General features: G+C 32.6%; 20 protein-coding genes. 15 read left to right on the forward strand and 5 right to left on the reverse strand.

What is annotated here, in order from left to right:
• Positions 1-333: 333 nt before the first annotated feature.
• From FACI_RS10415 to FACI_RS00205, 4 genes are all read left to right on the forward strand, one after another.
• Positions 334-465 carry a hypothetical protein gene (locus FACI_RS10415; protein ID WP_256378721.1) on the forward strand — a complete coding sequence of 44 codons (132 nt, stop codon included), beginning with the start codon at positions 334-336 and terminating at the stop codon, positions 463-465.
• Between the two features lie 93 nt (positions 466-558).
• Positions 559-744 carry a hypothetical protein gene (locus tag FACI_RS00195; RefSeq protein ID WP_009886058.1) on the forward strand — a complete coding sequence of 62 codons (186 nt, stop codon included), beginning with the start codon at positions 559-561 and terminating at the stop codon, positions 742-744.
• 260 nt (positions 745-1,004) lie between these two features.
• A complete protein-coding gene (locus FACI_RS00200) occupies positions 1,005-4,052 on the forward strand; it encodes a DEAD/DEAH box helicase (protein ID WP_009886059.1) in 3,048 nt (1,015 codons plus the stop codon).
• Entirely contained in the window at positions 4,052-4,894 is an 843-nt protein-coding gene (locus tag FACI_RS00205; RefSeq protein ID WP_009886060.1) for an SWIM zinc finger family protein, read from the forward strand. The genes FACI_RS00200 and FACI_RS00205 overlap by 1 nt, the downstream gene beginning before the upstream one ends.
• 245 nt (positions 4,895-5,139) lie before the next feature.
• On the opposite strand, the gene FACI_RS00210 is transcribed toward FACI_RS00205, so the two are convergent.
• The 3 genes from FACI_RS00210 to FACI_RS00220 form a co-directional block, all read right to left on the reverse strand.
• On the reverse strand, positions 5,140-5,316 hold the full coding sequence (locus FACI_RS00210; RefSeq protein ID WP_048074012.1) for a DUF1059 domain-containing protein: 177 nt from the start codon (positions 5,314-5,316) through the stop codon (positions 5,140-5,142).
• Between the two features lie 57 nt (positions 5,317-5,373).
• Positions 5,374-5,976: a helix-turn-helix domain-containing protein gene (locus tag FACI_RS00215; protein WP_009886062.1), complete on the reverse strand. Its 603-nt coding sequence runs from the start codon at positions 5,974-5,976 to the stop codon at positions 5,374-5,376.
• Positions 5,977-6,242: 266 nt separating this feature from the next.
• Entirely contained in the window at positions 6,243-6,641 is a 399-nt protein-coding gene (locus tag FACI_RS00220) for a hypothetical protein (RefSeq protein ID WP_009886063.1), read from the reverse strand.
• 266 nt (positions 6,642-6,907) lie between these two features.
• On the opposite strand from FACI_RS00220, the gene FACI_RS00225 reads away from it, so the two are divergent.
• Both FACI_RS00225 and FACI_RS00230 read left to right on the forward strand, forming a co-directional pair.
• Positions 6,908-8,125 carry an ATP-binding protein gene (locus FACI_RS00225; protein WP_009886064.1) on the forward strand — a complete coding sequence of 406 codons (1,218 nt, stop codon included), beginning with the start codon at positions 6,908-6,910 and terminating at the stop codon, positions 8,123-8,125.
• Between the two features lie 174 nt (positions 8,126-8,299).
• Positions 8,300-8,710, forward strand: a complete 411-nt coding sequence (locus tag FACI_RS00230; RefSeq protein WP_238553363.1) for a GNAT family N-acetyltransferase — start codon at positions 8,300-8,302, stop codon at positions 8,708-8,710.
• Positions 8,711-9,032: 322 nt separating this feature from the next.
• Here FACI_RS00230 and FACI_RS00235 read toward each other — a convergent pair whose 3' ends face one another.
• Positions 9,033-10,004, reverse strand: a complete 972-nt coding sequence (locus FACI_RS00235) for a hypothetical protein (RefSeq protein WP_019841293.1) — start codon at positions 10,002-10,004, stop codon at positions 9,033-9,035.
• Positions 10,005-10,576: 572 nt separating this feature from the next.
• On the opposite strand from FACI_RS00235, the gene FACI_RS00240 reads away from it, so the two are divergent.
• The 7 genes from FACI_RS00240 to FACI_RS10170 all read left to right on the forward strand — a co-directional run bounded on the left by FACI_RS00240 (position 10,577) and on the right by FACI_RS10170 (position 15,221).
• Positions 10,577-11,233, forward strand: coding sequence for a hypothetical protein (locus FACI_RS00240; protein ID WP_009886067.1), 657 nt, complete (start codon positions 10,577-10,579; stop codon positions 11,231-11,233).
• A gap of 16 nt (positions 11,234-11,249) precedes the next feature.
• Positions 11,250-11,747 (forward strand): hypothetical protein, encoded by a 498-nt coding sequence (locus FACI_RS00245; RefSeq protein ID WP_009886068.1) that lies wholly within the window; start codon positions 11,250-11,252, stop codon positions 11,745-11,747.
• Positions 11,723-12,169, forward strand: a complete 447-nt coding sequence (locus FACI_RS00250; protein WP_009886069.1) for a hypothetical protein — start codon at positions 11,723-11,725, stop codon at positions 12,167-12,169. Before FACI_RS00245 ends, FACI_RS00250 begins: the two co-directional genes overlap by 25 nt.
• Before the next feature lie 372 nt (positions 12,170-12,541).
• On the forward strand, positions 12,542-13,780 hold the full coding sequence (locus tag FACI_RS00255) for an MFS transporter (protein ID WP_048074094.1): 1,239 nt from the start codon (positions 12,542-12,544) through the stop codon (positions 13,778-13,780).
• Between the two features lie 348 nt (positions 13,781-14,128).
• Entirely contained in the window at positions 14,129-14,356 is a 228-nt protein-coding gene (locus tag FACI_RS00260) for a hypothetical protein (protein ID WP_009886071.1), read from the forward strand.
• On the forward strand, positions 14,353-14,736 hold the full coding sequence (locus FACI_RS00265; protein ID WP_009886072.1) for a type II toxin-antitoxin system VapC family toxin: 384 nt from the start codon (positions 14,353-14,355) through the stop codon (positions 14,734-14,736). The genes FACI_RS00260 and FACI_RS00265 overlap by 4 nt, the downstream gene beginning before the upstream one ends.
• A gap of 332 nt (positions 14,737-15,068) precedes the next feature.
• On the forward strand, positions 15,069-15,221 hold the full coding sequence (locus FACI_RS10170; RefSeq protein ID WP_009886073.1) for a hypothetical protein: 153 nt from the start codon (positions 15,069-15,071) through the stop codon (positions 15,219-15,221).
• 332 nt (positions 15,222-15,553) lie between these two features.
• Here FACI_RS10170 and FACI_RS00270 read toward each other — a convergent pair whose 3' ends face one another.
• Positions 15,554-15,940 (reverse strand): hypothetical protein, encoded by a 387-nt coding sequence (locus FACI_RS00270; protein WP_048074014.1) that lies wholly within the window; start codon positions 15,938-15,940, stop codon positions 15,554-15,556.
• Positions 15,941-16,132: 192 nt separating this feature from the next.
• Between FACI_RS00270 and FACI_RS00275 the strand changes: the two genes are divergently transcribed.
• Positions 16,133-17,680 carry an ATP-binding protein gene (locus FACI_RS00275; RefSeq protein ID WP_009886075.1) on the forward strand — a complete coding sequence of 516 codons (1,548 nt, stop codon included), beginning with the start codon at positions 16,133-16,135 and terminating at the stop codon, positions 17,678-17,680.
• Between the two features lie 219 nt (positions 17,681-17,899).
• A complete protein-coding gene (locus FACI_RS00280; RefSeq protein ID WP_009886076.1) occupies positions 17,900-18,568 on the forward strand; it encodes a hypothetical protein in 669 nt (222 codons plus the stop codon).
• Positions 18,569-18,600 lie beyond the last annotated feature (32 nt).

Genomic DNA, 18,600 nt, shown 5'->3' on the forward strand with positions numbered 1-18,600 from the left:
TAAGAAATTTAATAAAATTAAATGCTATTGATTTAATAAATATTAACAGTGATATCATGATTCGTTCTAGTAAAATTTGTATGGACTTGCACAAACCGTTAGCAGCCGTGATACATATAATCTCATCAATGAATATTTCCTCACTTTTTATTACCGCAGATAAGGAACAAAATTCTATAGCGTCTTCTTTAGGTGTAAAAACCAGATTTATTTGAACCTGTTAATACCTGTTTTGATATTTCTACACTTTACGGTCTCTATTTTTCATATTTTTTGCACTTTCTTTAGCTATATATGTATAATAATTAAATTTCAAACCTGTATACTTATGTTATGAACGACCAGTTTAATATGTTCATGCGATCCTCTGACTGGAAATTTACAACCTCTTCACATGCAAGGAGAAAGAGGGGTCAGGCCTCATTCCACATTGTTTCCCTATACGGGCACAGCAGGCAGGGTTAGGGATTATACATATTCGCAACAAACATTGCCCTATCACCGAATAAGCTGCTCAAACTGTACAGGAAAAGATGGGGAATAGAGACAGGATACTGGATGATAAGGAAATTCCTTGCAAGAACTACATCCAGAAGACTCAATGTAAGGCTATTGTATTTCTATCTTGCAATACTACTATATAATATATGGGTTCTCATGAATATTGTATCAAAAATCATAATCATAGCAGATAATCTGAGGATATTCATGGTCTCAATACTTATCAAAATAAAAAATCATTAAGCGGATACCTATTACCTTCCCATTAAAAAGAAAAAACATATCAGCAATGATGAATCATGGGAGATTCGCTAGCTAGTACATAAAGTACATAAGTATAACGTGTTTTTGCTTCTCCTATACACCTTAATTAATTCAGAGTGATTCTTAACATAGGTTATTTCTCATACGGCGTTCATTATGGGCATAATCAAGGGTTGGGAATAATATATATTGTGGTTATGCATTGTATTTCCGTTTAAAAATGATTAGCGGGTAATATAATGAAGGATAGTAAAACTCTGAATGTTAGGCTAGAAGAGACAGGCAGTATTATAGTATTGCATGGAAGTTGCCATGTTGAGGAAAAGGGTATCTCATTCTTTTTATGGTCAGAAACCACAGAAACGAAAATAAAAAATCCTGCTATCCATCCATTTTCAGGCACTTCAAAGGTTGCTGTCAATGCGGTTAAAAAAATATGGGGCAATAAAATTAATTTTAAGAACGAAACTTTATCCGCTGTTTTTCCAACTTCACTTGATCAGCCACTGGTATCAGGTGAACTATCAGGCATAGTTTCAAATGAAAACGAAAACGATACATTTTCGTATATGGAATGGCATATTAACGGAATCTCAGTAAATATAACAGATGTTTTCCTGATGCTGCTACAGTTAAATAATAACATTATAAACGGAATTATAATAGGAGATGATTTAAAGTTCTGGAAACTCGCCGCCAGTAGTGCATTTAACCTATTAACTCAGCAAAAGTTTATACCTTCTGCAACAGAAGAAGGGACTACTATAAAATCCAGATGGCTTCCCATTCTGGAAACATATGAAGACCAGAGTTTAATATATGAATTATCAAAAAACATGCCCGGAGTATGCCTTGCGTTTAATCACATGGAGATTGACAGGGAAACAATGCTAAGGATGTTTATATCAGAGGTTATAGATAGTATTTCCAGAAGATTTGCCTATAATCCCGGGAAGCCAGTAAAAGGTTCGGTAGGTGATGCCGCCAAATGGGTAAACTCATTATCGCTGGATAATCCATTTGTTACATATGGCCGTAGCCTGGCAATGCAAAAACTTGTTTCATGGTCAGAGAAGATCAAGAGCACACTAAATTTTCCATTCAGGACATGCATGGATCTTATACCTCCGGAAAATAATGGGCAATGGTTTCTTAAATTCTTTTTGCAATCCAAAAAGGATCCGAGCCTGATGGTGCCATATGGCAAAATATGGGATAGAAAAGACTCTGAAACTATTTCCCTGATTAATAAATATACTGCATTTCCAGAAGAGTTTTTATTGCGTTCAATAGGAATTGCACAGTCAATATTTTCTCCTATCGGAAAAAATATCACCTCAAAACCGGATGGTGTATATCTCTCGGATGAAGAGGTTTTTGATTTATTAAAGACGTACAGTAGTTCTATGGAGGAAGCTGGATTCGGTATACTGTTTCCAGAATGGTGGGGAAAGAAAGAGAACAAACTGGGTATTAAAATAAAAGTTAAAGCTGGGGATATTAATAATTCTGTAAAATTGGGAATTAATGCACTGCTGGATTACAGCCTGGATATTGTCCTTAACGGTGAACCGGTTTCCAAAAGTGATTTAGAAAAACTCGCCATTATGAAAAGCCACTTAGTGCAGATTGGAAAGAAATGGGTAGAGATAGATAATGATCAGTTAAATAAAATATTGAAACTTTTAGACAAAGGCAATAAAAAAATGTCCCTGCCGGAACTTCTAACAATGGAAAATAGCAATTCAATTCCGGTGGTTGAAATTTCAGGGGAAGGATGGGTTGGAGATATAATAAGTGGCAACGCAAAAACATTGCCTATAGACGAGCCGGAAAATTTCATTGGAAATTTAAGGGCATACCAGAAACACGGTGTTGCATGGCTAAAATTTATGACAGGCGCAGGTTTTGGATGCTGCCTTGCTGACGACATGGGTTTAGGGAAAACTATTGAAATCATTGCATTTTTGCTGGACAGGCTCGAAAATAACGGATCAACATCATTGATACTATGCCCCACATCTGTTATTAGCAACTGGGAGCACGAAATCCATAAATTCGCACCTTCATTGAATGTATACATACACCATGGAAATTCAAGAAAAAAGGATGATAATTTTATAGACAATATTACAGATTATAAAATTGTATTGACATCATATTCGCTGCTCCAGAGGGACATTAAATTTTTGTCACAGGTAAACTGGGATGGAATTATAGCAGACGAAGCCCAGTACATTAAAAATTATTCTACAAAGCAGAGCAGGGCTATAAGGTCATTACAGGGCAATTTTAAAATTGCGTTAACTGGAACGCCAATAGAAAACAGGCTTCAGGATTTAAGGTCAATATTTGAATTTATAAATCCCGGATATCTTAGCGGAGAAAAAAAATTCAGGGAAACTTTTTCTATTCCTATTGAGAGATATGGCGATGAAAATGCAATGAATGCCTTGAATACCCTGGTAAATCCCATGATATTAAGAAGGGTAAAAACAGATAAAAGTATAATACAGGACCTGCCGGATAAGGAAGAGGTAAAGGTGTATATACCATTGACAGGGGAACAGGCATCATTATATGAAGCAGCTGTGAACACAATGCTTGAATCCGTAAATACGAAAAAAGGTATAGAGAGAAAAAGCGTAATACTATCCACAATAACGAAATTAAAGCGGCTTTTAGACCATCCTTCACTGGTTTCAGGTGATCTGGACAGAAGGCTCGACAGATCAGAAAAGCTGGTAAGGCTGAGGGAAATGCTTGAAGAAGCCATTGACAGCAATCAGAAAACACTGGTATTCACACAGTATACCGATGCCGGAAAGATAATAAAGGAAGAAATGCTTAAAAAACTGGGTGAAGAAGCGCTTTATCTCAATGGGAGCACCCCTATGTCTTTAAGGCAGAATATGGTTGAACGTTTTCAGGATCCTGATGGCCCTAAAATTTTTATAATTTCGGTGAAGGCTGGCGGTGCGGGAATTAACCTTACAGCAGCAACAAACGTAATACACTTTGACCGCTGGTGGAATCCATCTGTGGAAGACCAGGCAACAGATCGGGCATACCGGATAGGTCAAATGAAAAATGTCCACGTTTACAAGTTTATTTCCACAGGCACGATAGAAGAAAAAATTGATGATATAATAGAGGGGAAAAGCATGTTGAGGGAGAAAATTATCGGTGCATCTGATGAATCCTGGATTACAGGATTATCCAGCACAGATCTTAAAAATGTGTTTTCATTGCGCAGGGAAGTTATTGCTTCGGAGGATGATGAATAATGGCAAGAAGAAAATATTATGATGATTATTATAGGACTGCGATAAAAACAACCGGTGGCATGAAGGTAAAATCAAAAAAAGGAGATATAGGAACTAAATGGTGGTCAAAAAGGTTTATAGCCATTTTAAATTCTTATGGCTGGGAAACCCGGCTTCAGAGAGGAAAAAGATATGCAAGGGTAGGTCAGGTTTTAAGCGTTAATATAGATTCGAATGTAGTTAGTGCTGATGTCCAGGGTTCAAGGAAAAAGCCATATAGAATAAGTATTGAATTTCCGCGACTTGGTGATAGTGCATGGGAAAAAATAGTAAAGCAGATAATATCCACAAAGGGGTTGGTTGCTGGAATGCTTGCCGGTGAAGTACCATCAGAGCTGGAAAATGCATTTAAACAGGGTGGTGCATCATTGTTCCCTCAAAGTGGAGATGAAATTAACATGAACTGCACTTGCCCGGATTATGCTATTCCCTGTAAACACATAGCTGCTGTATTTTATATTCTGGCAGACCGGCTTGATGATGATCCATTTTTATTATTCGAATTAAATGGAAAAAGAAAAGAAGAGCTCATTTCCGCTATTTCAAAGAATAATGACGGGAATATACCGGAAAATAAGGAAAATAATAAGGATACATCAGTTGCTGTGGAAGAGTTAAATAATTTCTGGAAACCACCTGATTTACATATACCGGTAGAAAATGTTAGAAAGAATACATTATCGCCGTTGAAGAAATACCCATTGCCTATGGAGTTCAATGACCCGGAAATCCAGTATATGCTTGAATTATATTATAATAGGATTAATGAAAACCTCAAAAAAATTAAAGAGGATTTGGTATAATTTTATTATAACTATTATATAATTTTTTATCTGTTCAGTTATACTGAACAATAGTATTCATTGAAAATGAATACCCAGCAATATATAGAGAAAGCTGGACATTTCAATAGAGGTACTTCCTACCTTTAATTTATTCACATAATTGTGTATCATCTTAACAGAAATAAATATTAAAAGAATCTAAAATTTCCATTAAATTAATAAAAAAATTATTTTTAAAGCCTTAAAATATAAAATTTATATGTTTAATCCTGTTTTATTGCGGCCTTAACCTTTGAAAACAGTTCAGGTGTTATCTCAGTGATGTTGTGTGCATTCTTTGCATGTACCTGTATTACAGGTATTAATTCATCCACTGAATCTGCCTTTACGTCAAATCCGCAATCCATTCCTATATCCTTACATTTAAATTCGTAAGCCATTTCTATCAATTCAATTATAGACAAATAGGATATAACTTAAGCATATCATATGTGTACCTATATGTTATTAAATATGTATTCTTTTACTATCTTGTCAATACCTCTTTTCAGGTCTGATTGGACAGCCTTCTTGCTTATTCCAAGTTCACTGGCCAATCCGTCCAGGTTAATCCCTCTCTGAAATTCAAAATAACCATTTTTAAATGCAATATACAATACTTCTTTTTGCCTTAAAGTCAGCTCCTCCGGCAGTTTAGTTACACTTTCCACATAATTGTAATTAATTCCATCTATTGATTGGTCAAGAGTTTCCAGGGCCTTCTTATTTTTAAGTAAAATTTTATACTGTACTTTTAAATTTTCTAATATCTTAACCGAGGTTATTATTGAGCCTGATAAGGCAACTGCCCTGCATATTTCGCAGCTATGTGTTTCTAACCAGGTCTTATCTCTCTGGTTTTCATAAATAGTGATTTTGTCATCTTTTATGCTTTCGCGGATTTTCTTATAATTTTCAATTCCCATAAGGTGATTTGTACTGCCTGCAGAAGGATTTATCTGGAATATTCTGACCTTTAAATTTAATGGTGCCAATTTTTTTAATACGTCGCAGGATGGTTTTTCCGCCGTCAGTGTTATTTCTATAAGATGCCCTTTCATGTTGATTATATATAATGTTCATTTATAAATAATATCATTTATTATGAAAACATATTAAAACATTTTAATATTCCTGGAAAGTGCTATTCTCCGGGTTGATGGCCACTATACGTATCTATAGGTTGATAATTTTAGTATCGTACGTTATTTGATAATCCAGACAGATAATTTGTTAATGCTTATCTGTTTGGATATAGCTAAATAAACGATTTTATTAAATCACCCGTATCATTTATTATTTGTTCAGATATATAATAATTTATTTTTCATAATAATATTTCAGCTGAACTTTTGTTCATTGCATCATAAATTTTTAGGAAGAAATCAATATTATCATGATTATAATTCTCTGAGTTAATGTCGTTGATAACACGTACCAATTCCATAGTTAATTCACTAATTTGAGTTAACCCGAGTGACATCGTCAGCTCACGTACTGTTCTGTCCAGTAATTCGCCATTTATATTTGAATGAGTGAACTGAGTTGAAGCTGCATTTCTAAGTAAATTTAATAATAATATGCCACTGTTTAAATATTCTCTGTATTTTGATTGATTTTTATTTTTTATTAATTGCTCAATTGAATAGGCACAATCAAGAGCAACCATAGATAAATTGAAACTATCAGAATTTATTTTTGTTAAGTACCACTTATTTTTCTGCATTATAAATGCACATTTTTGTAAAATATATAAATACTTAGGCAAAATTTTTGATTGCGTATATTAGAGCCATGGAAGCTCCCTCCATCAGGTGAATAATGTTTTACCGTAACGGTTTTATTAGCTACCATTGCTTTATGCATAATTACATGTTTGATAAGACTACGAAATTGTATGGAGCAGTCTTTAAATTTCTGTGCAGTTGTAATGAACAATAGTTTTCATTAGCAATGAATAGACTTAAATATATACCATGCAATATATAAGGAATGATTCTAAAGGAAACATTAAAGAGAGTAGTAAATGCACAGAGGGATGATCTGAAAGCCTTTGAATATGGAACTACCAGAGAGAAACTAGAAGATATCAATCTAGATATGCCATACGCAATAATATTATCCGGCATACGCAGATGCGGTAAAAGTACATTATTGCACCAGTATATCAGCAATATTGATAATTATTATTACTTAAATTTTGAAGATGCCCGGCTTAATGATTTTGATAGCAACGATTTTGAAAAACTTGATGATGTCTTTAAAGAACTGTTTAAAGAATGTAATTATTATATGTTTGATGAGATTCAAAACATTGATAAATGGGAAGTTTTTGTTAGGCAACAATTGGACATAGACAAAAGGTTTCTCATTACAGGCTCAAATGCATCACTATTAAGTAAAGAGCTGGGAACAAAACTTACAGGCAGGCATATCAATATTGAACTTTTTCCATTCTCGTTTAAAGAGTTTTTATCCCTGGAAAATTTAGAGGCAAACACTGAATCATTCATGAAATATTTACAGGAAGGTGGATTTCCGGAATATTTGAAGTATAAAAAGGAAGAAATACTAAGAGAATTATTCATTGATATAATAGAGCGGGATATAGTTGCCAGGCATCAATTACGCGATTCAAAACTATTAAAAAATATTGCTTTATATTTATTGACAAACACAGGAAATGAATTTTCTTATAATAAACTCAAAAAAACTTTTAACCTGGGTTCTGTAAACACTGTAATTTCATTCATTCATTATCTAGAAGATTCTTATTTACTATTTACAATTCCAAAATTTGATTATTCGTTTAAAAAACAGATAATGAATCAGAAGAAGGTATATTGTATAGATAATAAGCTTATACTGGCAAACTCAGCATCATTTTCCATGGATTATGGCAGATTACTGGAAAATTCTGTATTTTTATTTATACGCAGAACTTATAAAGAGATATTCTATTATAAAGGTAATAATGAATGTGATTTCATAGTTAAAGAGAAAAATAATATAAAAATGGCAGTACAGGTAACATCTGAATTAAATGTGGATAATAAGAAAAGGGAAATTGATGGAATAATAGAAGCTGTTAAGAAGTTCAATCTTTCCACCGGTTTAATAATCACACTGGATCAGGAAGATGCCTTTGAAATAGAAAACAAAAAAATACTGGTAAAACCGGTATGGAAATGGATGCTGGAAAGGATATAAGTATGATTAACAAATTATACCTGGTAAGTGTTTGTCAATACATTTGAATATTCCCGTAGAGTACAGAGAATAGATAATATTTTGTATTCTACAGACCACCAGTCGCTGGACCTTATAATTAGTTTACAGAATAATGTTTTAATAGTGATGTCTCTTTTTTTAATGTTGATTCAGATGGAAACTACGATTAGATTTGCCGAGACGAAAGATCTTGAATCATTGCTGAAAATAGACAGACTTGCCCACCAGGAATTTCCAGATTGGTGGGACTGTCTTGAGGCAAGTGAAATGAAAAAGCTGATAGGTAAGTCAAAGTTCAATGTGCTGGTAGCTGTTGTAGATGGAGGAATCGTTGGGTTCCTGAGAGGGTCGCTTTTGGAAAAGAACAGGCTTTACGTAGATGACATATTTGTCCTTAAGGAGCTGAGAGGTCAGGGCCTGGGAAAACAAATGATGAACCTTTTCCTCGAGGAATGGAAGGGAAAGGCAGTCTCGGTAGGATTGCACACCAAAGATTTCAATGTAAAGAAGTTCGAAAAGATGGGTTTCAAGAAGAAGATGAACTTTATGTACAGAAAACTATAGCTTCACCGATGTATTTTAAAACGTTAAGAGTTGTTTTACAGGACTTTCTACACCCTATCAGAAGCTATAAATATCGGGTTATTTATAATTAATAACAATCTGAACGCATATAAATACGAAAAAATTTCAGTTAATATTTTTTATTAATGTACATGCCAGGTAAGACGCATCAGAATAAAATATTCAATTGAATTGTTATTTTCATATGCTTAGATAATCCCGGCCAGATATTTTGATGAATCGGCGATGTAGAGACTTACCGCATATAGAAAAATTCTATCGGATATTACCATGGAATAAACTAAAAACAAATATGTTGTAATTAATCTATAACATCAAGGTTTTCTATGCGCTTTTTAGCATTCATTTTCTGTTTTGCCTTTAAACGGTCATACTGCCTCTGTGTCATCATTGTTGCAGGTTCCCGGTCATTCTCTCTATTAATAAGTGAAATCAGGGCCATCCTGTTGCCGTTATGTGAGAGTATTTGCTTATCTACAGCAATATTTCCTTTCATGGCTACACGGGAAAATATTAAGGGAATCAAAAGAATAACTATAAAAAGCCCTAATTCTGCCCCGATAAAATATAGAGTATATACCGGAGCAACGTTCATGTCCACTACATATAAAGCAATATAGGCGTCGAATAAAAATGTAACAAGAGAGAATGCAAAGTTTACTGTTTTCCGGCCTGTTTTTAATAATTTTTTGTAGTATATTTCCAGCATTAACATATCCAGTTCGTCATCATTTAAGGATTCCAAAGCGTGTTTATAGATGATGATTTTCCATGGTTCATCATCAGTACTTCCACCAAACATAAGGCCAACACCTGCTTTTGTATACACTTCAGGTGCATTGGTTCCAAGCATAGACTGCAACCTTGAGGTTAAATCACTATTGAATTCTAATCCTTCCTGTTTCTTGCCCCTGCTAAAGAGGATAAAAAGAGGAATGGACATTAGTACAAGGTCTGCAGGGATTAGCAGTAATAATGCCTCTATTGTATGGAAGGTAATAATGACAAAAATGGATTCAAGCATTATATAGGCCATTATAAAGAAAAGCCCCAGCGACCTGGCCAGCCTTTTTCCACTCATTCTTAATTTTCTTGCCGAGGTAAAACTGATTAACGTGAATATGGCTGCAATAGCTGGAGGCAAAATAAACACCGATACTGTGTCACGGTATATTCCCGGCAAGGATAGGATCAGAAAAGTAAAAACTCCTACAAATAAGCCAGTAGCAATCAGGAACATGACATACTTAAAATTGCTAATTAATTTTACCATTGAGATATAAATCATTATTTGCATATAAATTTTTTGACCGGTGGATTTTAATTGTTATGCCAGCTGACTGCGATTTCATTTCAGACAACTGCTATGAAAATATTTAGTTTCAGTATTAAATATCAGTTTACGTATATACATATATTAGGATTTATCCGGTTTCCATAGATTTAATTCCATAGCTATTTCGAGCAGGATATTTCTAGCCGCTTGCCTTTCAGGAACACACAAGTCTAGTTCAAACCAGTTTTGCTAAATTATCAACCACTGAAAATATTTGCTGGGTTAAACATGCAAGTATCAAAATTTTTCTGCTAAACTCGTAGTAATAACCCCGGTATGGTGTGAAAATAGTATGATAATATTTATTTATATACAGATAGTTGAACAAATTATTGCATTAATTTAATCATACCGTTCAAAGTTTCTGAATTTGAATGGAGTGCACAAGACCCCATAGAAGTTGGTATATGGGAATGAACGTAGATTATGATCTTATCTGGTCTTTTCTAATGGCGATTCCTGTAACCATAATCTTTATACTTGTATTTACATTACTTAATTGATAATAGATGGATTATGAATTTAATCATGCTGTAAATTTTATAATTATCGTTGACGAGCCCGTGGATATATTTAACCTATTCACACGCAGCGATGATAAAGCATTTAAAGAAGCATTCACGTTCCCGGCTCCAACCAATAATGTCAATCAAAACTTTTCTTTCAGTGCCCAGCTTAACCAGAATTTTACATTAAAGAAAATTATTGAAGGAATAGATTTGGCGATTTTTAACATTAATTATGGTAAAAAAATTAGAGGGGCTTTTAGAATTTCAACAAATGTGAACAATTCAAATATAAGTTCTAATGAACAAATCTTTTCTAAACTCAAAGATTTAGTGACCAATTTACAATATACCAATGTATTTGCTTATGAAATCTCTATTACCGGAATAATAAATTATAAAAATTATGAAGAGTTTAAACAGGTAGAAAATTTGCAAACAATGTCGTCCCCAAAATATAGATCAATTAAAATCATAGACGGTGCAGATACCAGTACAGATCTAAGGGAGCAATATATAAGTGAAATAGATATTGAACAAAATGTGATCGAGCCAGGCAAATCTAACCTGCTGGCCGTATACAGGACTCCTGACTTCCATATTGACTCGTTAACCAGATTACTGGCTGATATAGGGAAAATTGTAAATATGATTAGATAATAATTAAGTGATAATAATGGAAAACATTTCACCATACATTGACTTTGATACGCCATCATCTATTCCGGTGAATAGTGGTTATGATGAAGAGTTTAATAATCGGGAGATAATAATGAAAAATGTATTCGCCATTGGATATGACAAAGATGATAATAATATATCATCAGTCGTTCAACCAGATGATAAAGCTTTCCTAACCGAGATATTAATCAAATGTGTGAATTCAATAGCTTATATAAATAACCCTGCAGAGTTCCGTGAACTTCTAAGTATTGCCCAAATGGAAGAATTGTTTAATTTATTAGTATATTATTTTACCTATTACATGGCAACTTATGGAACCCCAGCAATTGAAGTTGTGCTGGATGAAAATTCCTCACCTTCATATTTAAAGCTCCTAATTCCAGATTGCAACTGGGAAGAATGGGATGTACTTGATAAAAACTTACTGGCAAGAGAGAATTTACTTAAAGGATATTTAATGATAGGATGTATAAAGGGATTAATAGAATAAACACACTTAATCCGGCCAGGTTACTAGACGGCATTGATGTGGAGACTACTGATGAACTTTTGATCCGCAGAAGCATAAGCACCATGTATATGTCACTGTTTAATTTCTGGGCTGCTATTGAGTATTATCAAAATAACCAAATTGGCAATGGTAAGGGTAAGGCGTTTACGAACGATGATTTTACAATGACACGGTTTGAAAAAAGCTTTATAGGGATAGGTAGTAAATATATATTCACCCTTTCTAATTACCGCAACGCGTGTGATCATAGATTGGAAAATCCAGCCAGGGTAACCTCATATAATACGGAATCAATAGGATCAGAAAGAGTGCCTATTAATAATAAATCCTTAAGAAAAGCCCATGAAAGTTTCATCCATATTCTAGAAGTGCTGAAAAATAAGGTGGATGAGGGGATTTGACTATATTATTTCTGGCGTTGCCTGCATTTTTATTTATATTTTAGCTGGAATGCCATGCAAATTTTTTTAAATATGTTTTAATTATTATACCACGGATACAACTGTAATCCATATCTGCTATGGAACTTATGCCTATTGTATTATAATTATCTATTATTTTAGTTAAGTTATTATAAGACCTTTTAAATATTTCAGATATTATAAATTTTTTATTTCACATCGTTGATATTATAATATTTACATATACAGATGGTAAATATTACTACACCCAGTAAAAAAATTTAAATAAATATTCACAATAATAGTTTAGAATTAAGTAATTTCTGTATTTTGAACCCTGATATGGATTCTTTAAGTGTAAAAGGTGGTTATATGGATAATTTTAATAAACTGGATACCGGAAAGATAGGGTTTCAACAGAAGAAGTTATTTACACTGTCCTCTATGGGCATATTCCTGGATGGCTATGATCTGTCAATAATAACAATGGCCATACTGGTTATACCTGCACAATTGGATTTCACAAAAATGGAATATATATTTGTTGATATTTCATCCTTTGTTGGAATGCTTATCGGAGCGCCTGTACTCGGATTATTATCCGACAGAATAGGAAGAAAGAAGATTTTCGGGCTGGACCTGATATTCTTCGTTGTTTTTGCCATAACAGCTGGCTTATCAAATAATTTTATTGAATTGTTTTTATCAAGGTTTTTAATGGGAATAGGCATTGGCGGCGATTATCCAATAAGTTCAACAATGATGGCAGAGTTTTCACCTAAGAAATCAAGAGGCAAATTATTAATTTCAATGGTAGGCATGTACTGGTTAGGTGCTTTTGTTTCGTCTTTTGTTAATTATATATTTGTGATTAATGCATATTTCTGGAGATATACGTTTATAATAGGCGGCCTGATAGCTATACCTGTAATATTATTAAGGTTTAAAATACCTGAATCCCCGAGGTGGCTCTTATCAAAGGAGAAAGATTATAAGAAATATAATAAGAAATCCCCTAAATTCTATACAATGCTAATATTTGTTTTGCTTGCATGGTTTGTCTTTGATGTTGCGGCATATGGATTAGGATTTTATTATCCAGTCATTTTCAGTGCACTGGGATTCAAGGATCAGTTCAGGCAAATAGCTGAGATCAGCATGTTAATATCGGTAGGTGGCATTTCAGGCTACTTAATTGCTTTGCCCTTAGCAGACAAACTTGGCAGAAGATTTTTAATTATAGCTGGATTTTTTATTATGTCGGTGCTTTTAATTCTAGGGTCAGTAATAAAAATAACAGGATTATATGCAGTTCCATTTTATTTTCTATTTGTTCTCTTTGAGCAATGGGTAGGTGCTGTGACATTATTCTATCCTACGGAAATATTCGACACTTCTATAAGATCAAGCGTCCAGGGGCTTGCAACATCTGTTTCAAGGGTAGGTGCAATAATGGGTATAGTTTTATTTCCTTTATTCCCACTTTTTAAATCCTTATCAATATTTGCCGCCTTTTCGGTTTTAGGTTTATTTGTAGTTATATTTTTAGCACCTGAAACGAAGAATAAATCACTTGAACAGAATGTAGAGGCTTATACAGCATCTAAATAAATTTTAATTTATTTTTGCAAACAGGGTAACCCCATTGTATATGAATAAAAATAAAGTGCTATTTTTTACGATCCATTCGCAGAAAATCTACAGACTCACCAGTAGATCAAATGTCACCATCGGCGTGGCTGTTTAACTGAACTATATTTGGTACAGGAGATTAGTTCCTCGGTACCTGGAGCAATTCAGGAATTCAGAGATCTAAAGTAATATCAATGTTATGGAGACTATTTATTAAATTTCAGAAAAATCTCTGCGTTCTCACCAGTATAATAACAATTTGTAGTTATATTATAGGTATAGTATGTATTACAAAAATTCTTAAGTATATGTAGTATATATTATAATATGAATAAGTATACGACACTATCAGCGAAAATTACTAAAGAAGATAGAGAAGAATTAAGAAAACTGGGTATAAATCCGACTGAAATTATTAGAAAAGCCATTCACGATGAAATTAAAAGGGCCAGGGATAATGAGCTAATGGAAAAAATGAAAAAAGTTGCTCCCGTGCTATCGAAATTAAAAATGGATGAATTGGTAAAAGACATTAGAGAGGATAGGGAAAGATGAATATATTGGATACCTCCTCAATATTTAACCTGTTCCGGCGTGGCAAGTATACAGAAATCCTGGATAATGCGACTATACCTCTTGCAATTTATGAAGTTGGAAATGTTTTATGGAAAAACAGTAATGTTAAGAATACAATATCAAAGGAAGAGGCAAAAGATATTGGTTCGGTTTTGTTTGAATTAATTAATTCTATAGAACAGGTTATTCCTACATGGTCTTCTGTTTTGTCCCTTGCTTTAACAGAGGGGCTGACATTCTACGATTCGTCATTTCTTGGAGCTTCAATTGAAAGAGGTTATGGTCTGATAACTGATGATATAAAACTATTTAGAATAGCAAGTATCAGGATAGCAGTAAAGATGACCAAAGACCTTTAATTAAATATAATTCCGTTCATTAAGGGGATAAAATATATATTTTTCTGGCGAAGAAATATGCAAATCAATAAAATATTGAGTCGATAAAATTACTGTGAAAGAAACTCAAATGAGTATTATATCAATAACTTTATTTTTCCAAACAGGATGACCCGATTATATATGAATACAGCAAAAGTGCTATTTTTTATACGTTGCTAATCAAATACCGGAATTTACAAATCGTAGGAAATAGGAAAAACCGATAAGTTATATTGCCATTTGACATTTTAATCCAGCATTCCTAAATGCCCAATCAAAATTTTTAAGCCATAATAGATAATAGTGTTTTTATGAAAAATTCAGGCAATACTGCATATATCATAGATTCAAAAAGGACGCCCATAGGTAAAAGGAATGGAAGTTTAAAAGATGTGCATCCCGTGGACCTTCTGGGCAATCTAACCAGAGATACTCTTGCAATTAATAAAATAGATCCTCATTGAATTGATGACGTGATAACAGGCTGTGTTGACCAGGTAGGAAACCAGGGTGCGGATATTGCAAGAAATTCAATTTGCATCATGGTATTATTATAAATTATAATATGGAAAAGGTTGAAACCGTTAATGGCATTCAAATTCAATATGTTAAATTATTGAATTTTCTACTGAATTCTAATACTTACCTGCTGGACTTATTTCATAATAAGTGAGATATAAATGAGTTGATGAGGTTTATTTTATACATTTGAGCTGCACAGATTAAATCTGCCCTTTAAGTGGGCATTTATTTGGAAAATGTAAAAATGCGTTATTATTCATTTCCTAGCCTTTCATTACTTGTCTACACTATTAATTGTCCTCTTAATGCCAAGCATGACGGCATAATTGCTTATTATTCCAATTGCCAGTAACATATGCAAATATGGAATATATGTTGAGTAGAAGCTATTTGTTTTAAGTATGATAAATCCTGACCCGATTATACCGGTTATAACTATCAACAAAATATTAACTATTGCAAGATGGGCAAGTCTGATTATATTTTTAGTGTACACGTAAGATAAAATTGACATGATAAAGAGAAGTACACCCAGTGATATATGTAAAATTAAAATTTCAGAATTTGCAGGGTTTGCAATCTGTGAGAGATAAAATCCAACCATAATTTGTATGAGAGTAATACCGGAAGTAGCCCATAAAACGCGTTCAATTTTGTCCAAACTTCATTACCAGAATCCTTATATGATCAGGATAATTAAATGTATACTTTATCCAGAATTCTAGCAACTATGTTTTATGCTTGTATAAATTTTGCAGCAGGCCAGAATAATGTTTGTCAATGTAATTTTTTTTATTGAAATACATAAAACGAAAGCCCTCAATATAAAGCAAATGTAATAGGGAGCATTCAAATGCTAAAATCCACACTTGCTAAAGGAGTTGCAGTAATAATAGTATTGGAGTTCACTACCGGTGATAACGTTGCCTCTTCAGGGCCCTCAGTGTTCACTTTGCATGCATCCCTGTCTACGTACACTTGGAATGTAAAACTTTTAATACACTTTTACATTATTCAAAGTATGATACCTGAAAGAATGTTTGTTGATAGAATAAATGAATTACAGAATTTAGAAGATTTGAGCAATGAAAATAGAGCCCAATTAATTCTGATATATGGTAGAAGGAGAATTGGAAAAACTACTTTACTGTATGAATTTTTAAAAAATAAAGACAACGCTCTGTTTTTTATGGCAGATGCGAGTGAAAACATCCTGGATACATTTTCTGATATAGCATCTGAAAAGTTCAATAATGTGAGATTTCAAAACTGGGATAATTTTTTTGATTTCCTCTATTCTAAATCGAAAGAGAATAGATTTATTGTAGTAATAGATGAATTTCAGTATTTAACAGCGGTTTTAAAATCCTGGCCAACGATATTGCAAAGGCATTGGGAAAAATTGAAGACCACGAAAATATTCCTGGTTCTTTCAGGTTCCCTGGTATCCTCAATATACAGAATTGCCATGGGATACGGCTCTGCATTATATGGCAGAAAAACCGGTGAGATGAATATAAAGCCTTTGAATTTTATCGATACGGGAAGTTTTTTTAACACAGATATAAATAATCTGGTTAAAATATATATGATTCTGGGTGGTGTCCCACGATATCTTGAGGAATTTGATTCCGGAAATATATATAATAATATAATCAAAAAAATTCTTAATAAAAATTCATTTTTGTATAATGAACCTCTAAATTTATTACATGAGGAGTTTAAGGATTTAACATCTTATTTTGCAGTTCTGGATACAATAGGATCAGGTGCAACTACTTTTAATGAAATTTCGGTAAAATCCAGGATAGCACAGAATAAACTATCTAAGGTTCTTGATGTATTAATACGGGCCGAGTTAATAGCAAGGGAGGAATCGATAATTAAAAGTAATGTCAGGAATATTCACAGTTACTATATTAAGGATAATCTTTTTAACTTCTGGTTTAAATTCGTTTACCCTTTCCGTAGTTTGCTGGAAATGAATAATGAAGAAGTAGTTATTTCTAAAATTAAAAGTGAGATAAATACATTATTCGGCCATAGATTTGAATTCATAGCCCGGGATTTATTATTGCATAATCAAGATAAATTACCATTTGCCATATCCTATATAGGCCGATCCTGGGGAAAACTTAAAAATAAGGTAGGCAATAATTCTAATTATGAATTTGATGTGGTGATACAGGACGCCAAAAAATACTATACCGGAATATTTGAAGTAAAATATAAAAAATTGAGCTATGGAGATGCATATAAAATAATAAAGAACATGCAAGAAATATATAACAATATAAGTGTGAATAGCCATCCTGTATTCGGTATAATTGCGAAGAATGTAGAAAACAAAGAACTTCTCAGGCAAAATGGTTATTATGTATTTGATCTGGATGATTTATAATGCTAAATTTATTTATGAATTCTAGTTTTAAGATTGCTCCATAATGTTAAATGCCAACAAAGAATATAACATTAGAATAATGTATCTAAAGGCCTAGGCAGATTGAGAGCATACCGTATTTTTTGGAAATTTCACCAATTTGGTTCAATACAGGTGATATTATCATTCCCTGCAATTATAGTAGAAATATTAATATAAAAAATTTATATAATTATATGAATGTATGATCCTGAAAGAATTAAAGTCAATGTTAAAGAAAAACGGGAGAAAAATAAAACGATAGCCGTTAAACTCTTTATATCTGCTATTTTAATTTATATTGTAATGTTTTCAGTTGAGGCTATTACTTCTAAAAATCTAATAATCCATTATGCGTTAATTCCAATATTAATTGGTTTTTCAATAGTAATTATAACCTCAGTTAAATTAATAAATAAAATTAATATAAAACTCAATAAAAAAATAGAAAATCATGCCAAAACAAAACTAATCGAGGGTTTTGTATTATTATCAATAATTATTAGTTTTTCAGTTTATTATTTATTAAGTAAAAATAGTATAACACTTTATATTTTAGTGGCTCTTTTACTAATTTGTTCAATAATAATATCCAAAATGATGAATATATTTTATAAACTTCTTAATTCAGGGATAATATCAATAAATACTAATTTTAATAAAAATATAAAATATTCTACATTAGTGGACATTGGCGGTATACTACTAATACTGTCTATTGCGAATATTATAATATTATTAATATCTGAAATGAGTGGATTCTTGAATTTATTTTCAATAACAATAATAGCAATATTTTCTGCAATAATTGTTTTATTAGCATTTTATATGTATAAATCATATAATTATAAATTATTCAAAATCAATTAAATTATATTTAAATTGCTATCCATTTATAAATA

The organism is Ferroplasma acidarmanus Fer1, assembly GCF_000152265.2.
Lineage (GTDB): Archaea > Thermoplasmatota > Thermoplasmata > Thermoplasmatales > Thermoplasmataceae > Ferroplasma > Ferroplasma acidiphilum.